Consider the following 15,533-nt stretch of genomic DNA (forward strand, 5'->3'; position numbering starts at 1 on the left):
CCACCGAGAAGCGCACGGGGGAGTGGATCACCTCGTCCAGGCGGTTGCGCGGGTGGTTCATCGTGGGTTCCCGCTCTGCCGCAGCGCCATGTAGGCGACCGTCAGCGGCGGAAGGCAGCTCAGCAGCGCACCCGAGACCCACCAGGCGGTCACGCCGGGGAAGAGGTTGATCCCCACCACGAGGGTGACCAGGTAGATGACGGTCCAGGCGCCCATCATGCCCAGGTGCAGCACGCCCAGGTTGCGCGGCTGCGCGGGCCGGGTCAGCGCGTAGGTGAGGAGCAGCGCCAGCACCACGGCGAAGGCGCCCATCGTCCACGGCAGCGCCTGGGGGGAGGGCAGCAGGCCCAACGCCAGGATCAGGGCGCAGCTCATCGCCGCGTACCCCGCGCCGAAGGCCGCGTACCAGCGGCCCTGCCCGCCCATGCGGGCCTTGAGGGTCTCCGCCTGCTCGAGGGCGTCCAGTGCCTCGTCCTGCCGCATATCCCACCTCCGGTGTTCGAACCTGTTTCCAGGGTCGCACTCACTTTCCACTTTGGCAAGTACTTTCCGGAGCTGTGGATGAGGAGCGAAGACCCCGACCCGACGCAGGAGCACCCGATCGGGCCACCGCCCGGATCCGGGGCGCCCCCGGTTGGCCGAAGCCCCCCGAAGGGCCGGGGCACCGCCCAGGCGCGCTCCTGCGAGCCCGACGGGGTGGCCGCCCCCGCCCCGCCTGACCTTGAGGCCTTGAGGCGCGGCCTCGCGCCGCGCTCTTCCCCCGGTCGGGGTCACCGGGTCGCCGTCCCAGTGGCACCGCTCCGCCGGGCCCGAGGGGCCCGGCCCCGCCCGGCCCGGCATTGTGCATTCGGCCGGGCCGCCGCTTACTCGGCCCGGAGGTGTGCCGGTTCGACGGAGGTCCGAGGGGCCGGGGCGCCGTTCCGGGGCGCCCCCGGCCCCGCCGCCCTACCGGCCGGGGCCGCGGGCGCGGCCTCAGCCCTCCGGGGTCTCCCGGTAGAGCACCAGGTGCTCGTGGTACAGCACCCCGTCGCGCACGTCCCCCGTGGCGGTGAACCCCGTGTCGTCCACGTAGTCGATGTGGTCCCCCGTCACCGTGTAGCGCCCGGTGTAGGCGCTGCGGCGGTTCCCGCGCGCCTCGTCGTAGCGCCCGTCCGGCAGCAGCTCCTGCCGGATGAAGCCGTCGGCGGTCACCCACATGCCCACGAACGGGTGCGGCGCGGTGGTCTCCTCGGCCATGGCGGCCCTCCTTCTTCTTCCTCGTGTCGGCGTACTTCCACGACGGCGGGGCGTCTCGGCGGACGGCGCGGGCCGGGACCCGGTCCGGGACCCGCGTACGCGCCCGCACGGCCCGTCGGTGTCCCCCTCCACGAGCACGTCGGCGCAGGCCAGGACACCGGCGCCCGGGTCACCGGACCGGTGCCGGACCTCCTCCGGCGCGGCCTCGGCCGGCCGGGCGGCGGGTCCGGAACGCATGGCGTGCCCCTCGGCCCGTGCGGTGGACGACACCGTCGATCCTCGTGCCGCCCGAGCCGCGGTTCCAGGCCGCCGTGCACCCTGGTGTCCCACTCCCGGGAACCGCGCGGCACTTCTCCCCGAGCCCGGGACGGGGGCGCATCAGGTCCGCCCGGTGCGCGTCCCCGCACCCGCCGCCTCCGGACCGTTCTCCGGGTACAGGGTGTGCAGGGAGCCGAGCAGGGCGAGCGCCTCCTCGGACGGGCTGCCCGGTTCGGCCTGGTAGACGACCAGCTGCTGCCCGTGCCCGTCGGCGTTGTTGACCGTGAAGCTCTCGTAGTGCAGGTCCAGCGGCCCCACCGCGCTGTGGTGGAGCCGCTTGGCGCCCCCGCTCTTGCCCCGGACGTCGTGGCGGGCCCACAGCGTCCGGAAGTCCGTGCTCTTGAGGGAGAGCTCCCCGACGAGCGCGTTGAGCCGGGGGTCGTCCGCGCGCGCCCCCGCCGCCTTGTGCAGTTCCGCCACGACCGCCGCGGCGGACCGGTCCCAGTCGCGGTGGAACCCGCGGGCCGCCGGGTCCAGGAAGGTCATGCGCGCCAGGTTGTCCGTGACCGTGAAGTCCGCGTGCAGGGCCGCGGCCAGGCGGTTGCGGGCCACCATGTCCAGCGTCCCGCCCAGGACGAAGGCCGGGGTGTCGCTCCAGCGGTCCAGGAGCCGGAGCAGGTGCGGGTTCACCCGCTCCGGGCGGGCCGCGCCCCGGTTCCGCCGACCGCCGGCCAGTGCCAGCCGGTGCAGGTGGTCGGCCGCCTCCCCGTCCAGCAGCAGCGCCCGGGCCAGGGCGTCCAGTACCTGGGGCGAGGGGTTGCGCTCCCGCCCCTGTTCGAGCCGCATGTAGTAGTCGGTGCTGACCCCCGCCAGGATCGCGACCTCCTCCCGGCGCAGCCCCGGCACCCGGCGGCGCCCGGAGCCCGGCAGCCCGACGTCCTCGGGCCGGACCCGGTCCCGCCGCGCCCGCAGGAAGCCTTCCAGGGTGGCCCGGGGTTCCGCGCCGGTCGTTTCGTGGGTGCCCATGGACCCAGGCTAGGTCGGACCCCGGCCGTGTGGGCGGGCCGAGGGTGGGTGCGTTCCACCCACCCTCGCGACGGCCTCCCGAGCACGCCCCGCACCCCCGGCGCGCTGCCGTGATCCGTGACACACAAGGCGTGCCCGACGGGGCCCGCGGCGCCCCCGGGAGGGGGCGCCGTCCCCCCGCGTCCCCACGAGCTGGGAAGACCACCGCGCGGCGTCGGCCGGGGCCTTCGGCCCGCTCGGGGCGGAGGGGACGGACGGCCCCGCCACATGCACTAATCTGGCGCGACGATGCCCGCGAAAACTGATCTCGAACTCCTGCGCGCCCACGAACCCGTGCTCATGTGCACCGAGGGAGAACTCTTCTTCCCCACCGATGTGGACGCCTACGTACGCAACTGCAGTCTGTGGATCGAGGAGCCCGGGGGCCGCGAGCGCGTCATCGTCCCCGTCGGAGAGCTCGACCTCGACCGCCTGGCCACCGCCGAGGAGGAGTGGCCCGGGCGCCACAAGCACCTGCGCTTCGTCCAGGAGGAGACCCTGCGCGAGGAGGCCCGCCGCTTCCGGGGCAGCTCGCGCACGGTCATCCCCAAGAGCGGCCGCCTGGCCGCCGTCGGCGTCCTGGGCCGCATCCTCGACATCCTGATGAAGCTCTCCCTGCTGATCCGCGGCGCGGTCCCGGGCGGTCTCACCTTCGCGGCGGTGACCCGCTACCGGGAACGGGTGGACGACGGCAACGCCACCTACTACGGCCGGGTCACCCGCGAGGGCGGCTACATCATCCTCCAGTACTGGTTCTTCTACGCGATGAACGACTGGCGGACCATCTACGGCGGCGTCAACGACCACGAGGCCGACTGGGAGCGCGTGACCGTCTACGTCGTGGAGAACCCCGACGGCACCACCCGCCCGATCTGGGTCGGCGCCTCCTCGCACGAGTACCACGGCGACGACCTGCGCCGCAGCTGGGACGACCCGGACCTGCACCGCGACGGCGACCACCCCGTCATCTACGTCGGCGCGGGCTCGCACTCCCACCAGATGCTCCCGGGCGACTACCTCATCCAGGTCGACCCCTCCGTCCTGCGCGGCCTGCTCAACGCCTGGAAGTGGATCACCCACCGCATCTTCCGGGCCGACAGCGCCATCAACCGCCACGGCATCGGCGTCCCCTTCGTCGACTACGCCCGCGGCGACGGCGAACGCCTGGGCCCGGGCGGCGACCGGCAGTGGAACGCCGTCGTCATCGACGACGACACCCCCTGGCTCAAGGGGTTCCGCGGCCTGTGGGGCCGCGACACCCGCGACTTCTTCGACGGTGAGCGCGCCCCCAGCGGCCCCCGCTACGAACGCGACGGCACCATCCGCCGCTCCTGGGCCGACCCGCTGGCCTGGGTGGGCCTGCAGAAGGTCGCCCCGACCGAGGCCGCCGCCCGCGCCGAGCTGCGCTCGCACGTCCTCTCCCTGGAGGAGCGCATCCGCGAGTTCGACGCCGACATCGTCAAGCGCCGCGACCGCCTGCGCCAGCTCGACTCCGCGCGCATGGTCCTGGCCCGCGAGGCCAACACCCGGCCCCGCGCCCGCGCCTACGCCGAGGAGATCGCCGCGCTGGAGAAGGAGCTGGCGGGCGTCTACGAGAAGCGCGTCCTCACCGCCGACGAGCGCGACAGCCACCTGCGCGCCCTGGCCTCCGAGACGCCCCTGGTGCCGCGGCCGACCGAGCACCTCAAGGCCCCGCACCTGCCCTACTCCTCGGGGCAGCAGCGCACCACCCGCTTCCTGCACCTGTGGGTGGCCCTGAGCACCCCGCTGCTGCTGATCGCGCTCGCGCTGCCGCTGTTCCTCCTGGAGGGGCAGTTCACCTTCTACGCGATGATCGGCGTGGTCGTCGCCTTCGCCGCGGTCGACTCGATCGCCCGCCGCAAGTTCCTCCAGTACCTCACCGGACTGGCGGTCCTGGCGGTGGTGGTCGGCCTGGTGGTGGGCGTCATCGCGGCGTTCGTCGTCAACTGGCGCATCGCCATCACGGTCCCGGTGGTGCTCATCGTGGTGCTGCTGCTCGTGGTCAACATCCGCGACCTGATGCGCCGCTGACCCCGGCCCCGGCCCCCGGACGCGCCCCCGCCCCCGCGGCGGGGGCGCGTCCGTCGTTCCCGGCGGGCACGATGGGGGCATGAGCGACACCCTGTTCACCGGGCCCCCGGCGGAGATCGCCCCGGGGGCCGTCCACCTGCCGGGGTGGCTGCCGCCGGAGCGGCAGGCCGCCCTGGTCGAACGCTGCCGGGAGTGGGCGGCCGGGCCCGCCGGGATGCTCCGCCACACCATGCCGCGCGGCGGCCGCATGTCGGTGGCCATGACCTCACTGGGCTGGTTCTGGAGGCCCTACACCTACGAGCGCACCCTGCCCGACGGCACCCCGGTGCGGCCCTTCCCCGCGGAACTGGGCGCGCTGGCGGCCCGCGCGGTGGAGGCCGCCTACGGCGCCCCGCCCGCGCCCGGGACCCCGCCCTACGACGTCGCCCTGGTCAACTTCTACGACGCCGACGCGCGCATGGGCATGCACCAGGACCGCGACGAGGCGGCCCTGGAGCCGGTGGTCTCCCTCAGCCTGGGCGACACCTGCGTCTTCCGGTTCGGCAACACCGAGACCCGCACCCGCCCCTACACCGACGTGGAACTGCGCAGCGGCGACCTGTTCGTGTTCGGCGGGCCCTCCCGCCTGGCCTACCACGGGGTGCCCCGCACCCGGCCCGGCACCGCCCCGCCCTCCCTGGGCCTGACGGGACGCCTCAACATCACCCTGCGCGCCTCCGGCCTGCCGGCCGACCCCGCCCCCTGAGCCCCCGCGGACCCGCGCCGCCCCGGGCGTGTCGGGGCGCTCCGCGGCCCGCGGGCGGCCAGGATCGTGCACGGCGGCGCCACCGACGACGAGAGGACACCCGCGTGAACACGGGCGGACCCGGATCCCACGACCCCGAACCCCGCGCGTACCCGGGCGGCGGGCTCCCCTCGCCCGAACGCACCCTGGCCCTGGGCCGGGCGGGCGCCGAACCGGTCGGCGCCACGGCCCCCGGCCGCATGTGGATACGCCTGTACCGGGACGGCCGCCCCGACGGCACCGCCGCCACCCCGGCCCGGGCCAGGGAGGCCCTGTCCGGACACGCGGGCCGCATGGCCTGGATCGCCCTGGCCGACCCCGCCCGGGACCAGCTCGCGGAGCTGGCCCGGGTCTTCCGGCTGCCCCCGCTGGCCCTGGAGGACGCCGTCGTCGCCCACCAGCGGCCCAAGGCCGAGCTGTACCGCGACGTCCTCTTCGCGGTGCTGCGGCCGGCCGGGTACGACGAGGACGCGGAGGCGGTGCGCGTCGGCGAGGTCCACGTGTTCGCCGGAGAGGACTTCGTCATCACCATCACCCACACCGACCGGCTGGACCTCTCCGCCCTGCGCCCGCGCCTGGAGAAGGAGCCCCGCCTTCTCGCCCGCGGACCCCTGGCGGTGCTGTACGCCGTCCTGGACCACGTGGTGGACGCCTACGCCCCGGTCGTCGCGGCCCTGCAGGAGGACGTCGACGAGCTCGAGAACGAGGTGTTCTCCGGGGCCCGCGGCACCTCACAGCGCACCTACCGGCTGGCCCGCGAGGTCATCCTCCTCCAGCGCGCGGTGGACCCGCTCGGCCGGGTCCTGGAGGAGTTCATGGCCCGCCTGCGGGAGCCCGCCGAACAGCGCGGCCCCGGCGGGCCCCGGCCGCGCGGGGACCGCGGGGAGCTGGAGCACCTGTACGGCCACCTGCGCGACACCGCCGACCACGAGGCCGCGGTGCGCGAGCGCGTCGACGCGCTCGCGCAGCTGCTGCAGAACATCATGTCGGTCAACGGCACGCTCGTCGCCCAGGCCCAGAACGAGGCGATGAAGAAGGTGTCCTCCTGGGGCGGCATCCTGGTGGTGCCCACCCTCATCGCCTCGGTCTACGGCATGAACATCCCGCCCTCGACCGGGTTCGGCTGGACGTTCAGCTGGCCGCTCGCCCTGCTCCTGATGGGGCTGTCCAGCCTCTGCCTGTACCTGGTCTTCCGCCGCAACGGCTGGCTGTGACCCCGCCGCGCGCGGACCGCCTCACATCCGCCAGGGCAGGTTGCGCCACGGGCTCTCCGGGTCGGTGGCCAGCACCCGGTGCGCCTTGACCGAGTCGGTGTAGTACACGCCGAACTCCCCGTCGTCGAACCCCATGGCCCGGCCCAGGGTGAACCCGGCCGACATCTCCTCCCACGACCCGTGGTGGCGCATCGACATCGCCCCGGCCCGGACGATGTGCGGCAGGGCCATGTCCTCGGTGGCGTAGCCGGCGTTGACGCCCCACCGGGCCAGGTTGACGGCCCTCCCGAAGTCGTAGGCGCGCACCGTGCGCACCACCGCGCCCCGGGGCAGCACCCCGTCGGCGACCATGCGCTCCTCGTACTCCCACACCCGGGCGGCCTCGGCCACCATCTCGTCGTAGGTCTCCCTGGGGGCGCCCCGCTCCCGGCACCAGTACGCGACGAGGTCGGGCCACGTCCCGGCGTCGAAGGGGACCCCGGGACGGGAGTCCACGACCCGGGCGCGCAGCTCCAGCACCAGGGACAGGGCCGTGGGCGCGCGGTCCGCGGCGGTCAGGGACACCAGGGCCCGCTCCCACCCGGCGTGGTCGGTGATGCCCCAGGCCGAACGCAGCTTCTCGCGGTCGTCGCGCGCGTCGCAGCACGAGCACGCGGAGTGGATCGCGTTCCACACCCCGCCGTTGGCCACGGGCATGTGCGCCCCGTTCGCGAAGGCGTGCGCCAGCGGTCCCTGGAACACGCCCCGGGGGTCGCTGCGCAGCCGCGGCCTCTTGGTGAACAGGCCCATGTCCATCCGCCTCTCACGGTTCTTCCGCCCCAGGATCCCAGCGCCGTCTACCGGGGGTCGAGCAGGCCCGAGATCTCGTCGGCCAGCTTCCGCGCGGTGGCCTCCCGCGCCCTGGCCTCGTCCAGTCGTTCACGCCACTGCCGCCCGGCCTGGTCGGCCTCCCGCCGCAGCCGGTGCAGCTGCGCCTCGCGCGCCTCCGCGGCCGACCGGGCCTCCCGCAGGTCGCGGACGAGGAAGCCGACGGCGCCCAGCGCGCACCCCGCGGCCAGGAACCAGGCGAACCCGGCCTGGGACACCAGCGCCAGGACCACCAGGAGCGCGGCCAGCACCCCGAGCCCCCACACGTAGAGGCGGCCCCCGTGCTCGGCGCGGTAGCGGAGGGCCAGCTGCTGTTCGGCCCGGTTCAGCTGAGGGGTGGTGGGCCCGTTCTCGGTGACCCCGACCCGGACCCCCTGGACGGTGACGGTCGTGGACTCCGGCAGCGGGGCCGAGGCCTGCCGCAGCAGGTCCTCCACGGCCCTTGTCACGGCCGGGCGTTGCAGGACCAGCGCGAAGGTGCTGCGGTGCGGGGTGGCCCCGGAGGCGCGCAGGTCCTCCGCCAGCAGGGAGGCGACGGTGCCGACCTCATCGTCCCAGCCGGGCCTGCGCCCGCCGCCGCCGTTCTCGATGACCGCGCGCAGCTCGTTGGCGCGGGCGATCAGCGGGGCCTCCTCCGGGGTGCCCTCCTCGACCAGCGCGACCAGCGCCTCGGTGAGGAAGGAGGCGCTGCCCTCGTCGGGCGCCGTCCGCTCCGCTCCGGTGTCCCCGCCCAGCGCGGTGATACGGGCGACGTCCCCGTGCAGTGCGGTGAGCCTGTCCACGGCCGCGGCGCGGGCGTCCAGCTGTGCGTCCGGGGCGCTGCCGCCGCCGCGGCGGCCGGAGCGGGAGGACCTCCCGGAGGCGGCGGGGGCCGACAGGTCGAGCGCGGGCGGTTCGGCCCCCAGCGCCGACCAGTGCCGCAGGGTGGAGAGCAGCAGCTGCTCGCGGGCCTCCTCGCCCAGGGACCCGTCGGCGGTGAGGATCCACAGGGCGCGCCGTCCCCGGCTGATCTGCTCGTCGGGGGCGGGCAGGTGGGGGAGCAGGTCGCCGGAGCCGCCCAGGGTGCGGGCGTACTCGGCGCGGGTGAGGGCGGCGGCCAGGACCGAGAAGGCGGCGGCCCGCTCCGGGTCGCGCCGGGCCGCCTCGTCCAGGTGCGGGAGCGCTCCGGCGGGGGAGCCGGTGAGCAGCGCGTGCAGGCCGTGTGCGGCGGGCGGGAGCCAGTAGTCGGGGACGTCCTCCAGCTCCAGGACGGCGGGGACCGTCCCGTCGAGCATGGCCAGGACGCGGTGCCTGGCCAGGGCGTGCGGGGAGAACACGGCCAGGGTGGCGCGGATGTCGCTGAGCTCGATGAAGGCGTCCAGGGTGGCCGAGACCCGGTCCAGCCTCTGTTCGAGGCCGCCGCGCAGGCTCGACAGCTCCGAACGCATCCTCTTGCGTTCGGAGTACAGCATCGAGTGGGCCGAGCTGACGTCCTCCTGCAGTTCCCTGATGCGCCGGTTCTGTGAGTAGTCGATCCAGTCCATTCCCGTTGCTTCTCTCTCCAGGGGTCCGGGCACGTGCACGCCATGGCGTGGGATGTGCGCGGCGGCCCGAGGGTTCCGCCTCCGCGGAGAATGTGAGCGTTCGGTGACCCGGGAGGGCCGGACCGGCGGGGCCTGTAGCCGAGGGTGACGAGGAGAGTACGGAAAAGGGATTGGTAATACTAATCACCCGGCCTAGCATGGGAGCGCTCTCATACCTGGAAGGCCGCCGATGGACCACCCCGCCCCGTATCCCGCCTTGCCCCCGCACCTGCTCTTCGGTACCGCCACCGCCGCCTACCAGATCGAGGGCGGGGCGAACGAGGGCGGCCGCGGCCCCTCCATCTGGGACACCTACTGCCGCACCCCCGGCCGGGTCGCCCGCGGCGAGACCGGTGACGTCGCCTGCGACCACTACCACCGCTACGAGGAGGACGTCGCCCTCCTGGCCGCCCTGGGCGTGGACCTGTACCGCTTCTCCGTCGCATGGCCGCGCGTCCAGCCCACCGGAGCGGGCAGCCCCAACGCCGAGGGGCTGGACTTCTACGACCGGCTCGTCGACACCGTCCTGGCCGCCGGGGTCGAACCCGCGCTCACCCTCTACCACTGGGACCTGCCCCAGGCGCTGGAGGACGCCGGCGGCTGGCGCGTCCGCGACACCGCGCACCGGTTCGCCGAGTACGCCCGCATCGTCGCCGACCGCCTGGGGGACCGGGTCTCCCGGTGGATCACCCTCAACGAACCCTTCTGCACCGCCTTCGTCGGCCACGCCGTCGGCCGCCACGCGCCCGGCACCCGCGAGGGCACCCCCGCCCTGGCCGCCGCCCACCACCTGCTGCTGGCCCACGGCCTGGCCGTCGGCGAGCTGCGCGCGGCCGGCGCCGGGGAGGTGGGCATCACCCTCAACCCCGACCACCTCGTCCCCGCCACCGACTCGGCTGCGGACCTGGCCGCCGTCGAACGCGCGCGCACGCTGCACAACCGGGTCTGGCTCGACCCCCTCTTCGCCGGCGCCTACCCCGACAACGAGAGGGAGGTGTGGGGGGACCTCGTCGACGACTCCCTGCGCCGCGACGGCGACCTCGCCGTCATCGGACGGGAGCTGGACTTCCTCGGCGTCAACTACTACCGGCCCATCAAGCTCCGCGACGCCCCGCACACCGAGCCCGACCCGGCCGCCCGCACCGCCGTCGACATCGGCACCGAACAGGTCGCCTACGAGGACGTCCGGCACACCACCATGGGCTGGCCCGTGGTGCCGGAGACCTTCACCGAGATGCTCGTCGACCTGGACCGGCGCTACCCCGGCCTGCCGCCGATCTACATCACCGAGAACGGCTCCGCCGAGGAGGACCTCCCCGACGCCTCCGGCCGGGTCCGCGACACCGACCGCATCGCCTACCTGAACGACCACCTCACCGCCCTGGCGGCGGCCGTCGAGGCGGGCGTGGACGTGCGCGGCTACTTCGTGTGGTCCCTGCTCGACAACTTCGAGTGGGCCTACGGCTACGAGCGCCGCTTCGGGCTGGTGCGGGTGGACTACGAGAAGCTGACCCGCCATCCCAAGGACAGCTACCACTGGTACCGCGGGCTCATCGCCGACCACCGCGCCCGCCGCGCCGGGGCCGGGGACTGAGGTCCCGCCGTCGCCCGCGCCCGTGCGGGAGGGCGCCCCGGCCCACGGCACGGGGGCGGCGCTTCCACACGGGGCGGGCGGGCGTCCGCCGGGCGCGGGGTTCAGGCCCGGCGGCGGGCGATGTCGCCGAACGCGCCCACGACGGCGCCCAGGGCGAACATCGACGCCTCGTCCTCGTCCATGTGGACCAGCCCGGCGGGCAGCAGCACCCGGTAGGGCTTGTCCTCCCCGTTGGAGAGGATCTCCAGGCCGTCGATGATCCCCTGCCCCTTCAGCATGAGGAGAGCCTCCTCGACTCTTCCCCTGCGGTCGCCGCGAGACCAGATCGACATCGTTCAACCCTCACTACGGCCCGGGGCCGTCGCGGGCGGGCGCACGGCGACGCGGTTCCCGTCCGGACGGGCCGACAACCCCAGTGATACCACCCGAGCACCGGGCGTACACGCCCTGTCCGGATTCTCCTCCTTGTCCGGAAGCGGCCAGTGGTCGGGCTTTGCGGTGCCGGGGCCGCCGGAGCGCGGGCGGCTGCGGGCGGACGCCCGCGTCCGCGCCGCCCGGGCCGTGGGAGCGCCGGGTCAGCCGGTGATCGGGGTCATGGCGTCGCCGCGCACGTCGACAGCGCTCACCTCCACCGGCTCCGCGGGCGGGCCGTCGCCGAGGCGGGGGCCGGCCACCGCCAGCACGGGGCCCTCGCCGTCGCCCTCGGCCCCGCCCGACACCCGCACGGAGGCGGCCGCGCGCGAGGCCGCCGCCAGGTAGTGCCACCGGCCGTCGGGGGCCTCCCACCAGGTACCCGCCACCACCTGCCGGTCCAGGTTGCTGCACGCCCAGCCGCCCGCGCTCTCCCCGGCGACCACCGTCGCGGTGCCCTCGTCGGTGGTCGCCACCAGCACCGCACGGGCCAGGCCGCCGCCGTCGTGGGTGCCGTAGCGCAGGCACACCCACCGGCCGGAGCCTCCGCCGGGCAGGTCCTGTACGGCGAACTCCCAGGCCGTCGCCGTGACCACCGGTCCGCGCGGCGGACCGCCCGCGCAGGCGACCTCGCCCCACAGGTCGAACCCGTGCTCGGCGTCCAGGACCTCGTGCGGGCCCAGGCGGCGGATCTCGGCGGGCGGCGGCGGCATGTACCCCAGGTGGGCGGTGGCCGGCCCGCCCAGGTCCACCACCGTGTACGGCTGGCCGTGCGCCACCTCGGGGGCGCGCAGCCGCAGCACCGGGCCGGTGCCGCAGTGCCCGTCCGCGGGCAGCGGGCCGGTCACCCCGTGCCCGTCCCGCGGCACCTCGGCCCAGCCCTCCTCCGCGGAGCCCAGGGACGCCGACGCCGCCTCGGTGACCCACGGCGGCAGCAGGTAGCGCACGCCTGCGGCGGTCTCGGACAGGCGCACGGCGGGCCAGTTCGCCACGCCGTTCGCGGGCTCGGCGAACACCTCCACCTCCTCGGCGTCCCCGTCCCGGGTGTAGCGGGCCGTCCGGGGGGCGTCGTGCAGCAGCACCACGTCGCGGCCGTCCACCCGGCCGGCGAAGACCAGGCGCGGATCGCGCGGCGCCCGCCCGTCGTGGTCGGTCCAGGCGGCCAGCGCGGCGTCGGCCAGACCCTCGTCGCCGACGGCGTCGCCCCGGGCGGGCCACGCGGTCAGGTCCAGCCGGAAGCTCTCCCGCCAGGCGTCCCCATCGGTGAGGACGGCCGCCTCCACCGGTGCGGACGCCGACCCCGGGGGCCCGGGCCGCGCCTGCGTCGTCAGGGCCAGGGCCGCCAGCGCCAGGACGAGCAGCCCGGCCCCGGCCGCCGCCAGGGCACCGCGGGCGGGCGGCGCCCCGCGCCCGCTGACCCGCACCACGGTGGGGTCGGGCGGGCGGAACCCGTCGGCGACCGCGGCAGCCCGGTCCAGCGCCCCCTCGGGGTCGGTGGCCCCGGCCCGCCGCAGCAGCGCCGCGGCCTCCTCCGGCGCCAGCGCCTCCACCCGCAGCAGCGCGTACCCGGCGCGCGCCGCCGGGTCCAGCCCGTCCAGGGGCGCCAGCGCCCGCTCGAAGGGGGTGATCCCCTCCACGGGCGACACCCGCAGCCCGGCCGCGCCCCGCCGCGGCCGCCTGCCGCGCAGCGCCCGCCGCAGTACCCGCAGCCGCACCCGCGGGTACTCCCGCGCCCGGGGGTTGCGCCGCCCCCACGGCAGCGCCCGGGACACCAGCCGGTGCGCGCTCGGCAGCAGTTCGTGCGCGGGCGGGCGGCCGGACAGCGTGAGCAGCGCCAGGAGGACGAGATTGCGGTACGGGTCGCGGGGGAGGGGGCGGACCGGGGGAGTGGGCATCGGGGCTCCTCGGGGATCTTTCCGAGCGAGCCTAGGGAAACCGGTGCGGGTCCACCCGGCGAACGCCGATACCCGCCCTCTATGTCCCGAAAGTCCCACCCCGCAGGCGTTCCCGGGCCGTCACGGCCCTCGGTCGAATCAGTGACCCTTCGGAAGAACAGAGCGCCGTGACCGGCGGCCTGCGCCCGCTCGCCTCCGCGGCCGGGAGCTCCCGTCGAGAGCGTTCCGGCGCGCTCAGAAGCGCAACCTCCGGAGCCTCCTCGCGCGGGCAGGGCCTGCCGTGCGCGTCGGGACACCGGCCTTCCCTGGTCATGGCCGGGTGTCCAGGATGTTGTCCAGGCCCTGTCCAGCGGTGTGCCCGGTACCTGTCCGACCCGCTTCCGCATCCTTCGGGGGACCCACCGCACCGGGTGGGCGGAAGAAGGGAGATCCGGGTGGACACATGGGTTCACACCCCGATCGGTATGGAACCGGACCGATGGATGACCTGGCGGGCCCAGCGCAGGGTTCTGGCGATCGCGCACACCGTCGCCGACACCCAGAGGCTGATGGACCCCGTGAAGCTGCTGGCCTCGGACCCCCGCGTGCAGGTCGTCTTCACCATCGCACCCCACTCCGTGTTCGGCGCGGGCGTGCGTACCTGGCTGGAGGAGGCCGGCCCGGCGCTGGTGCCGTGGGAACAGGCCGTGCGCACCCGCTTCGACGCGGCGCTGGCGGCCAGCCCCAGCCGTGACCTGGACATGGTGCACGCCCCTCTGGTGCTGTTCGCCCACGGGGTCGGGTTCAACAAGCTCATCCCCGCACGCCCCGGCCGGCACTCCGCCGGCCCCCGGCAGACCTACGGGCTGGCGCGGGAGAACCTGCTCCGGGAGGGCCGCCTGATCCCGGCGCGCGTCGCGCTCGCACACCACGACGAGGAAGCGCGTCTGGCCTCGGAATGCCCCGAGACCGCAGGGGCGGCACGGGTGGTGGGGGACGCCGTCGCCGACCGCTTGCTCTCGGCCGCCGAACACCGCGACCTGCACAGGGCCGCTCTGGGGATAGGGCGCGACCAGAGGCTCGTGGTGGCCGCTTCCACCTGGGGACCCGCCTCCCTGCTCGGAGCCGACCGCCGGATCCTGGCCCACCTGGTGGCCCAGGCCCGGGGAGGCGCCTGCCGGGTGGCCCTCCTGGCCCACCCGAACGTGCGCGCCGCCCACGGGGCCTGGCAGGTCGAGGAGTGGCTGCGTCCGCTCACCCGGGCCGGGCTGATCCTCGGTCCGGCCTCCCCGGAGTGGGTGAACGTCCTGGCGGCGGCCGACGCCGTGGTCGGCGACCACGGGTCCACCACGCTCTACGCGACCCTGCTCGGCCGCCCCGTATTCGTCACCCGCAGCGGAGCGGCCGACATCGACCCCGCCTCGCCCATGGGCGAGGCCCTGCGAAGCCTGCCCGTGGCGTCGGGTCGGGGCCCGTCCCTGGACCGGCTCCTGGAAGGAGGGCCCTCCGAGGCAGAGCAGCGCACGGTGGCCCGTCTGGCCGCCCGGGTCACCTCCTACCCCCTGGGATTCGCCGACCGCGCCCGCGACCTCCTGTACGAACTGCTGCGCCTTCCCGATCCCATCGCCCAGGACGCCTTCGGCCCGCCCGCCGCCGGACTTCACGGGGAGCGGTCATGAGCAGCCCGCCGCGCATCGTGGTGGCCGGCGTCGCGAACCTGTGCACGGCCGCCACCGTCACCACGACCGTCGCCTCCGGAACCGACGACCGGCGCGAGCACACCACCGCCATGGCGACCGGCGTCAGCGGTGTGGGCGCCAACCTGGCCCTGACCCTGAACCGCCTGGGCACCCGGGTGGACCTGTGCACCCTCATCGGCCAGGACCCGCCCGGCCGGGCCATCCGCGCCGGACTGGAACAGGAAGGGCTCCACGGACCGGGATGCGTCCCCACCCCGTCCTCCGCACTGGCCCTGTGCCTGGTCGACGGGAACGGGGGCAGGCACTCCGCCACCTACCTCAACGACCTCGCCGACGCCCTCTACCCCACCTCGGTCTTCACCGATCTGGTCCAGGGCGCGGACCTGGCCGTACTGACCACCATCGGGTTCACACGGCCCCTCATCGCCCACGCCCACCGGGCGGGGGTCCCGATCGCGGTCGACGTCCACGTCGTCGCCGACATCGACCACCCCGAACAGGAACCCTGGCTGCACAGCGCCGACGTGGTCTTCTGCTCCCACGAACGGCTGCCGTGCCCGCCCCGGGCATGGATCCGGCACGTCTTCGACACCTACCCCGGATGCGTGGTGGCCGGGGTCGGGTGCGGTGACCGGGGAGCCATGGTCGGCACACGCGAGGGTCTGCTGGTGACCGCCCGCACCCGGCTGCCGCGGCCCCTGGCCAACACCATCGGTGCCGGAGACGCCCTGTTCGGGTCCTTCCTGCACGGCTGGGTGGCCGCCGGAAACCCGGCCCAGGCCCTGCACGACGCCGTCCTGCACGCGAGCTGGCTCATCGGGGACCTGTTCCCCAACCACGGCCGCCTCGACCGGGACCAGCTCCGGGAGCTGGCCCGTACCCATCCCGTTCACATGACCGTGGACCGGTGGTGAAC

General features: G+C 75.1%; 13 protein-coding genes. 6 read left to right on the plus strand and 7 right to left on the minus strand.

The window, feature by feature from the left end; genetic code table 11:
- Positions 1-57: 57 nt before the first annotated feature.
- From ACFVNO_RS30560 to ACFVNO_RS30570, 3 genes are all read right to left on the minus strand, one after another.
- Positions 58-483, minus strand: a complete 426-nt coding sequence (locus ACFVNO_RS30560) for a hypothetical protein (protein ID WP_378897866.1) — start codon at positions 481-483, stop codon at positions 58-60.
- A gap of 489 nt (positions 484-972) precedes the next feature.
- Complete coding sequence (locus ACFVNO_RS30565) at positions 973-1,236, minus strand: Atu4866 domain-containing protein (RefSeq protein ID WP_355269182.1); 264 nt, start codon at positions 1,234-1,236, stop codon at positions 973-975.
- A 378-nt stretch (positions 1,237-1,614) separates the two neighbouring features.
- Positions 1,615-2,520, minus strand: coding sequence for a helix-turn-helix domain-containing protein (locus tag ACFVNO_RS30570; protein ID WP_378897869.1), 906 nt, complete (start codon positions 2,518-2,520; stop codon positions 1,615-1,617).
- 288 nt (positions 2,521-2,808) lie between these two features.
- Here ACFVNO_RS30570 and ACFVNO_RS30575 point away from each other — a divergent pair, with 288 nt between their 5' ends.
- The 3 genes from ACFVNO_RS30575 to ACFVNO_RS30585 all read left to right on the plus strand — a co-directional run bounded on the left by ACFVNO_RS30575 (position 2,809) and on the right by ACFVNO_RS30585 (position 6,609).
- The gene (locus tag ACFVNO_RS30575; RefSeq protein ID WP_355269186.1) at positions 2,809-4,611 is read left to right on the plus strand and encodes a hypothetical protein; all 1,803 of its coding nucleotides are present in this window, start codon (positions 2,809-2,811) and stop codon (positions 4,609-4,611) included.
- Positions 4,612-4,690: 79 nt separating this feature from the next.
- A complete protein-coding gene (locus ACFVNO_RS30580) occupies positions 4,691-5,356 on the plus strand; it encodes an alpha-ketoglutarate-dependent dioxygenase AlkB family protein (RefSeq protein ID WP_378897872.1) in 666 nt (221 codons plus the stop codon).
- 185 nt (positions 5,357-5,541) lie between these two features.
- Positions 5,542-6,609 carry a magnesium and cobalt transport protein CorA gene (locus ACFVNO_RS30585; protein ID WP_378897915.1) on the plus strand — a complete coding sequence of 356 codons (1,068 nt, stop codon included), beginning with the start codon at positions 5,542-5,544 and terminating at the stop codon, positions 6,607-6,609.
- 21 nt (positions 6,610-6,630) lie between these two features.
- Here ACFVNO_RS30585 and ACFVNO_RS30590 read toward each other — a convergent pair whose 3' ends face one another.
- Both ACFVNO_RS30590 and ACFVNO_RS30595 read right to left on the minus strand, forming a co-directional pair.
- Entirely contained in the window at positions 6,631-7,398 is a 768-nt protein-coding gene (locus ACFVNO_RS30590; protein ID WP_378897875.1) for a DUF1266 domain-containing protein, read from the minus strand.
- Positions 7,399-7,445: 47 nt separating this feature from the next.
- The gene (locus tag ACFVNO_RS30595; protein WP_378897878.1) at positions 7,446-8,999 is read right to left on the minus strand and encodes a hypothetical protein; all 1,554 of its coding nucleotides are present in this window, start codon (positions 8,997-8,999) and stop codon (positions 7,446-7,448) included.
- A gap of 229 nt (positions 9,000-9,228) precedes the next feature.
- Here ACFVNO_RS30595 and ACFVNO_RS30600 point away from each other — a divergent pair, with 229 nt between their 5' ends.
- Positions 9,229-10,632: a GH1 family beta-glucosidase gene (locus tag ACFVNO_RS30600; protein ID WP_355269194.1), complete on the plus strand. Its 1,404-nt coding sequence runs from the start codon at positions 9,229-9,231 to the stop codon at positions 10,630-10,632.
- A gap of 101 nt (positions 10,633-10,733) precedes the next feature.
- Here ACFVNO_RS30600 and ACFVNO_RS30605 read toward each other — a convergent pair whose 3' ends face one another.
- Both ACFVNO_RS30605 and ACFVNO_RS30610 read right to left on the minus strand, forming a co-directional pair.
- Entirely contained in the window at positions 10,734-10,910 is a 177-nt protein-coding gene (locus tag ACFVNO_RS30605) for a hypothetical protein (protein WP_255646493.1), read from the minus strand.
- A gap of 297 nt (positions 10,911-11,207) precedes the next feature.
- Positions 11,208-12,938, minus strand: coding sequence for a hypothetical protein (locus ACFVNO_RS30610; protein ID WP_378897883.1), 1,731 nt, complete (start codon positions 12,936-12,938; stop codon positions 11,208-11,210).
- A 464-nt stretch (positions 12,939-13,402) separates the two neighbouring features.
- Between ACFVNO_RS30610 and ACFVNO_RS30615 the strand changes: the two genes are divergently transcribed.
- Together ACFVNO_RS30615 and ACFVNO_RS30620 are read left to right on the plus strand one after the other, a co-directional pair.
- Entirely contained in the window at positions 13,403-14,596 is a 1,194-nt protein-coding gene (locus tag ACFVNO_RS30615; RefSeq protein ID WP_378897886.1) for a hypothetical protein, read from the plus strand.
- The gene (locus tag ACFVNO_RS30620; RefSeq protein WP_378897889.1) at positions 14,593-15,531 is read left to right on the plus strand and encodes a carbohydrate kinase family protein; all 939 of its coding nucleotides are present in this window, start codon (positions 14,593-14,595) and stop codon (positions 15,529-15,531) included. Before ACFVNO_RS30615 ends, ACFVNO_RS30620 begins: the two co-directional genes overlap by 4 nt.
- Positions 15,532-15,533 lie beyond the last annotated feature (2 nt).

The sequence above is a fragment of the Nocardiopsis sp. NPDC057823 genome, assembly GCF_042797335.1.
GTDB classification, from domain to species: Bacteria; Actinomycetota; Actinomycetes; order Streptosporangiales; family Streptosporangiaceae; genus Nocardiopsis; species Nocardiopsis changdeensis.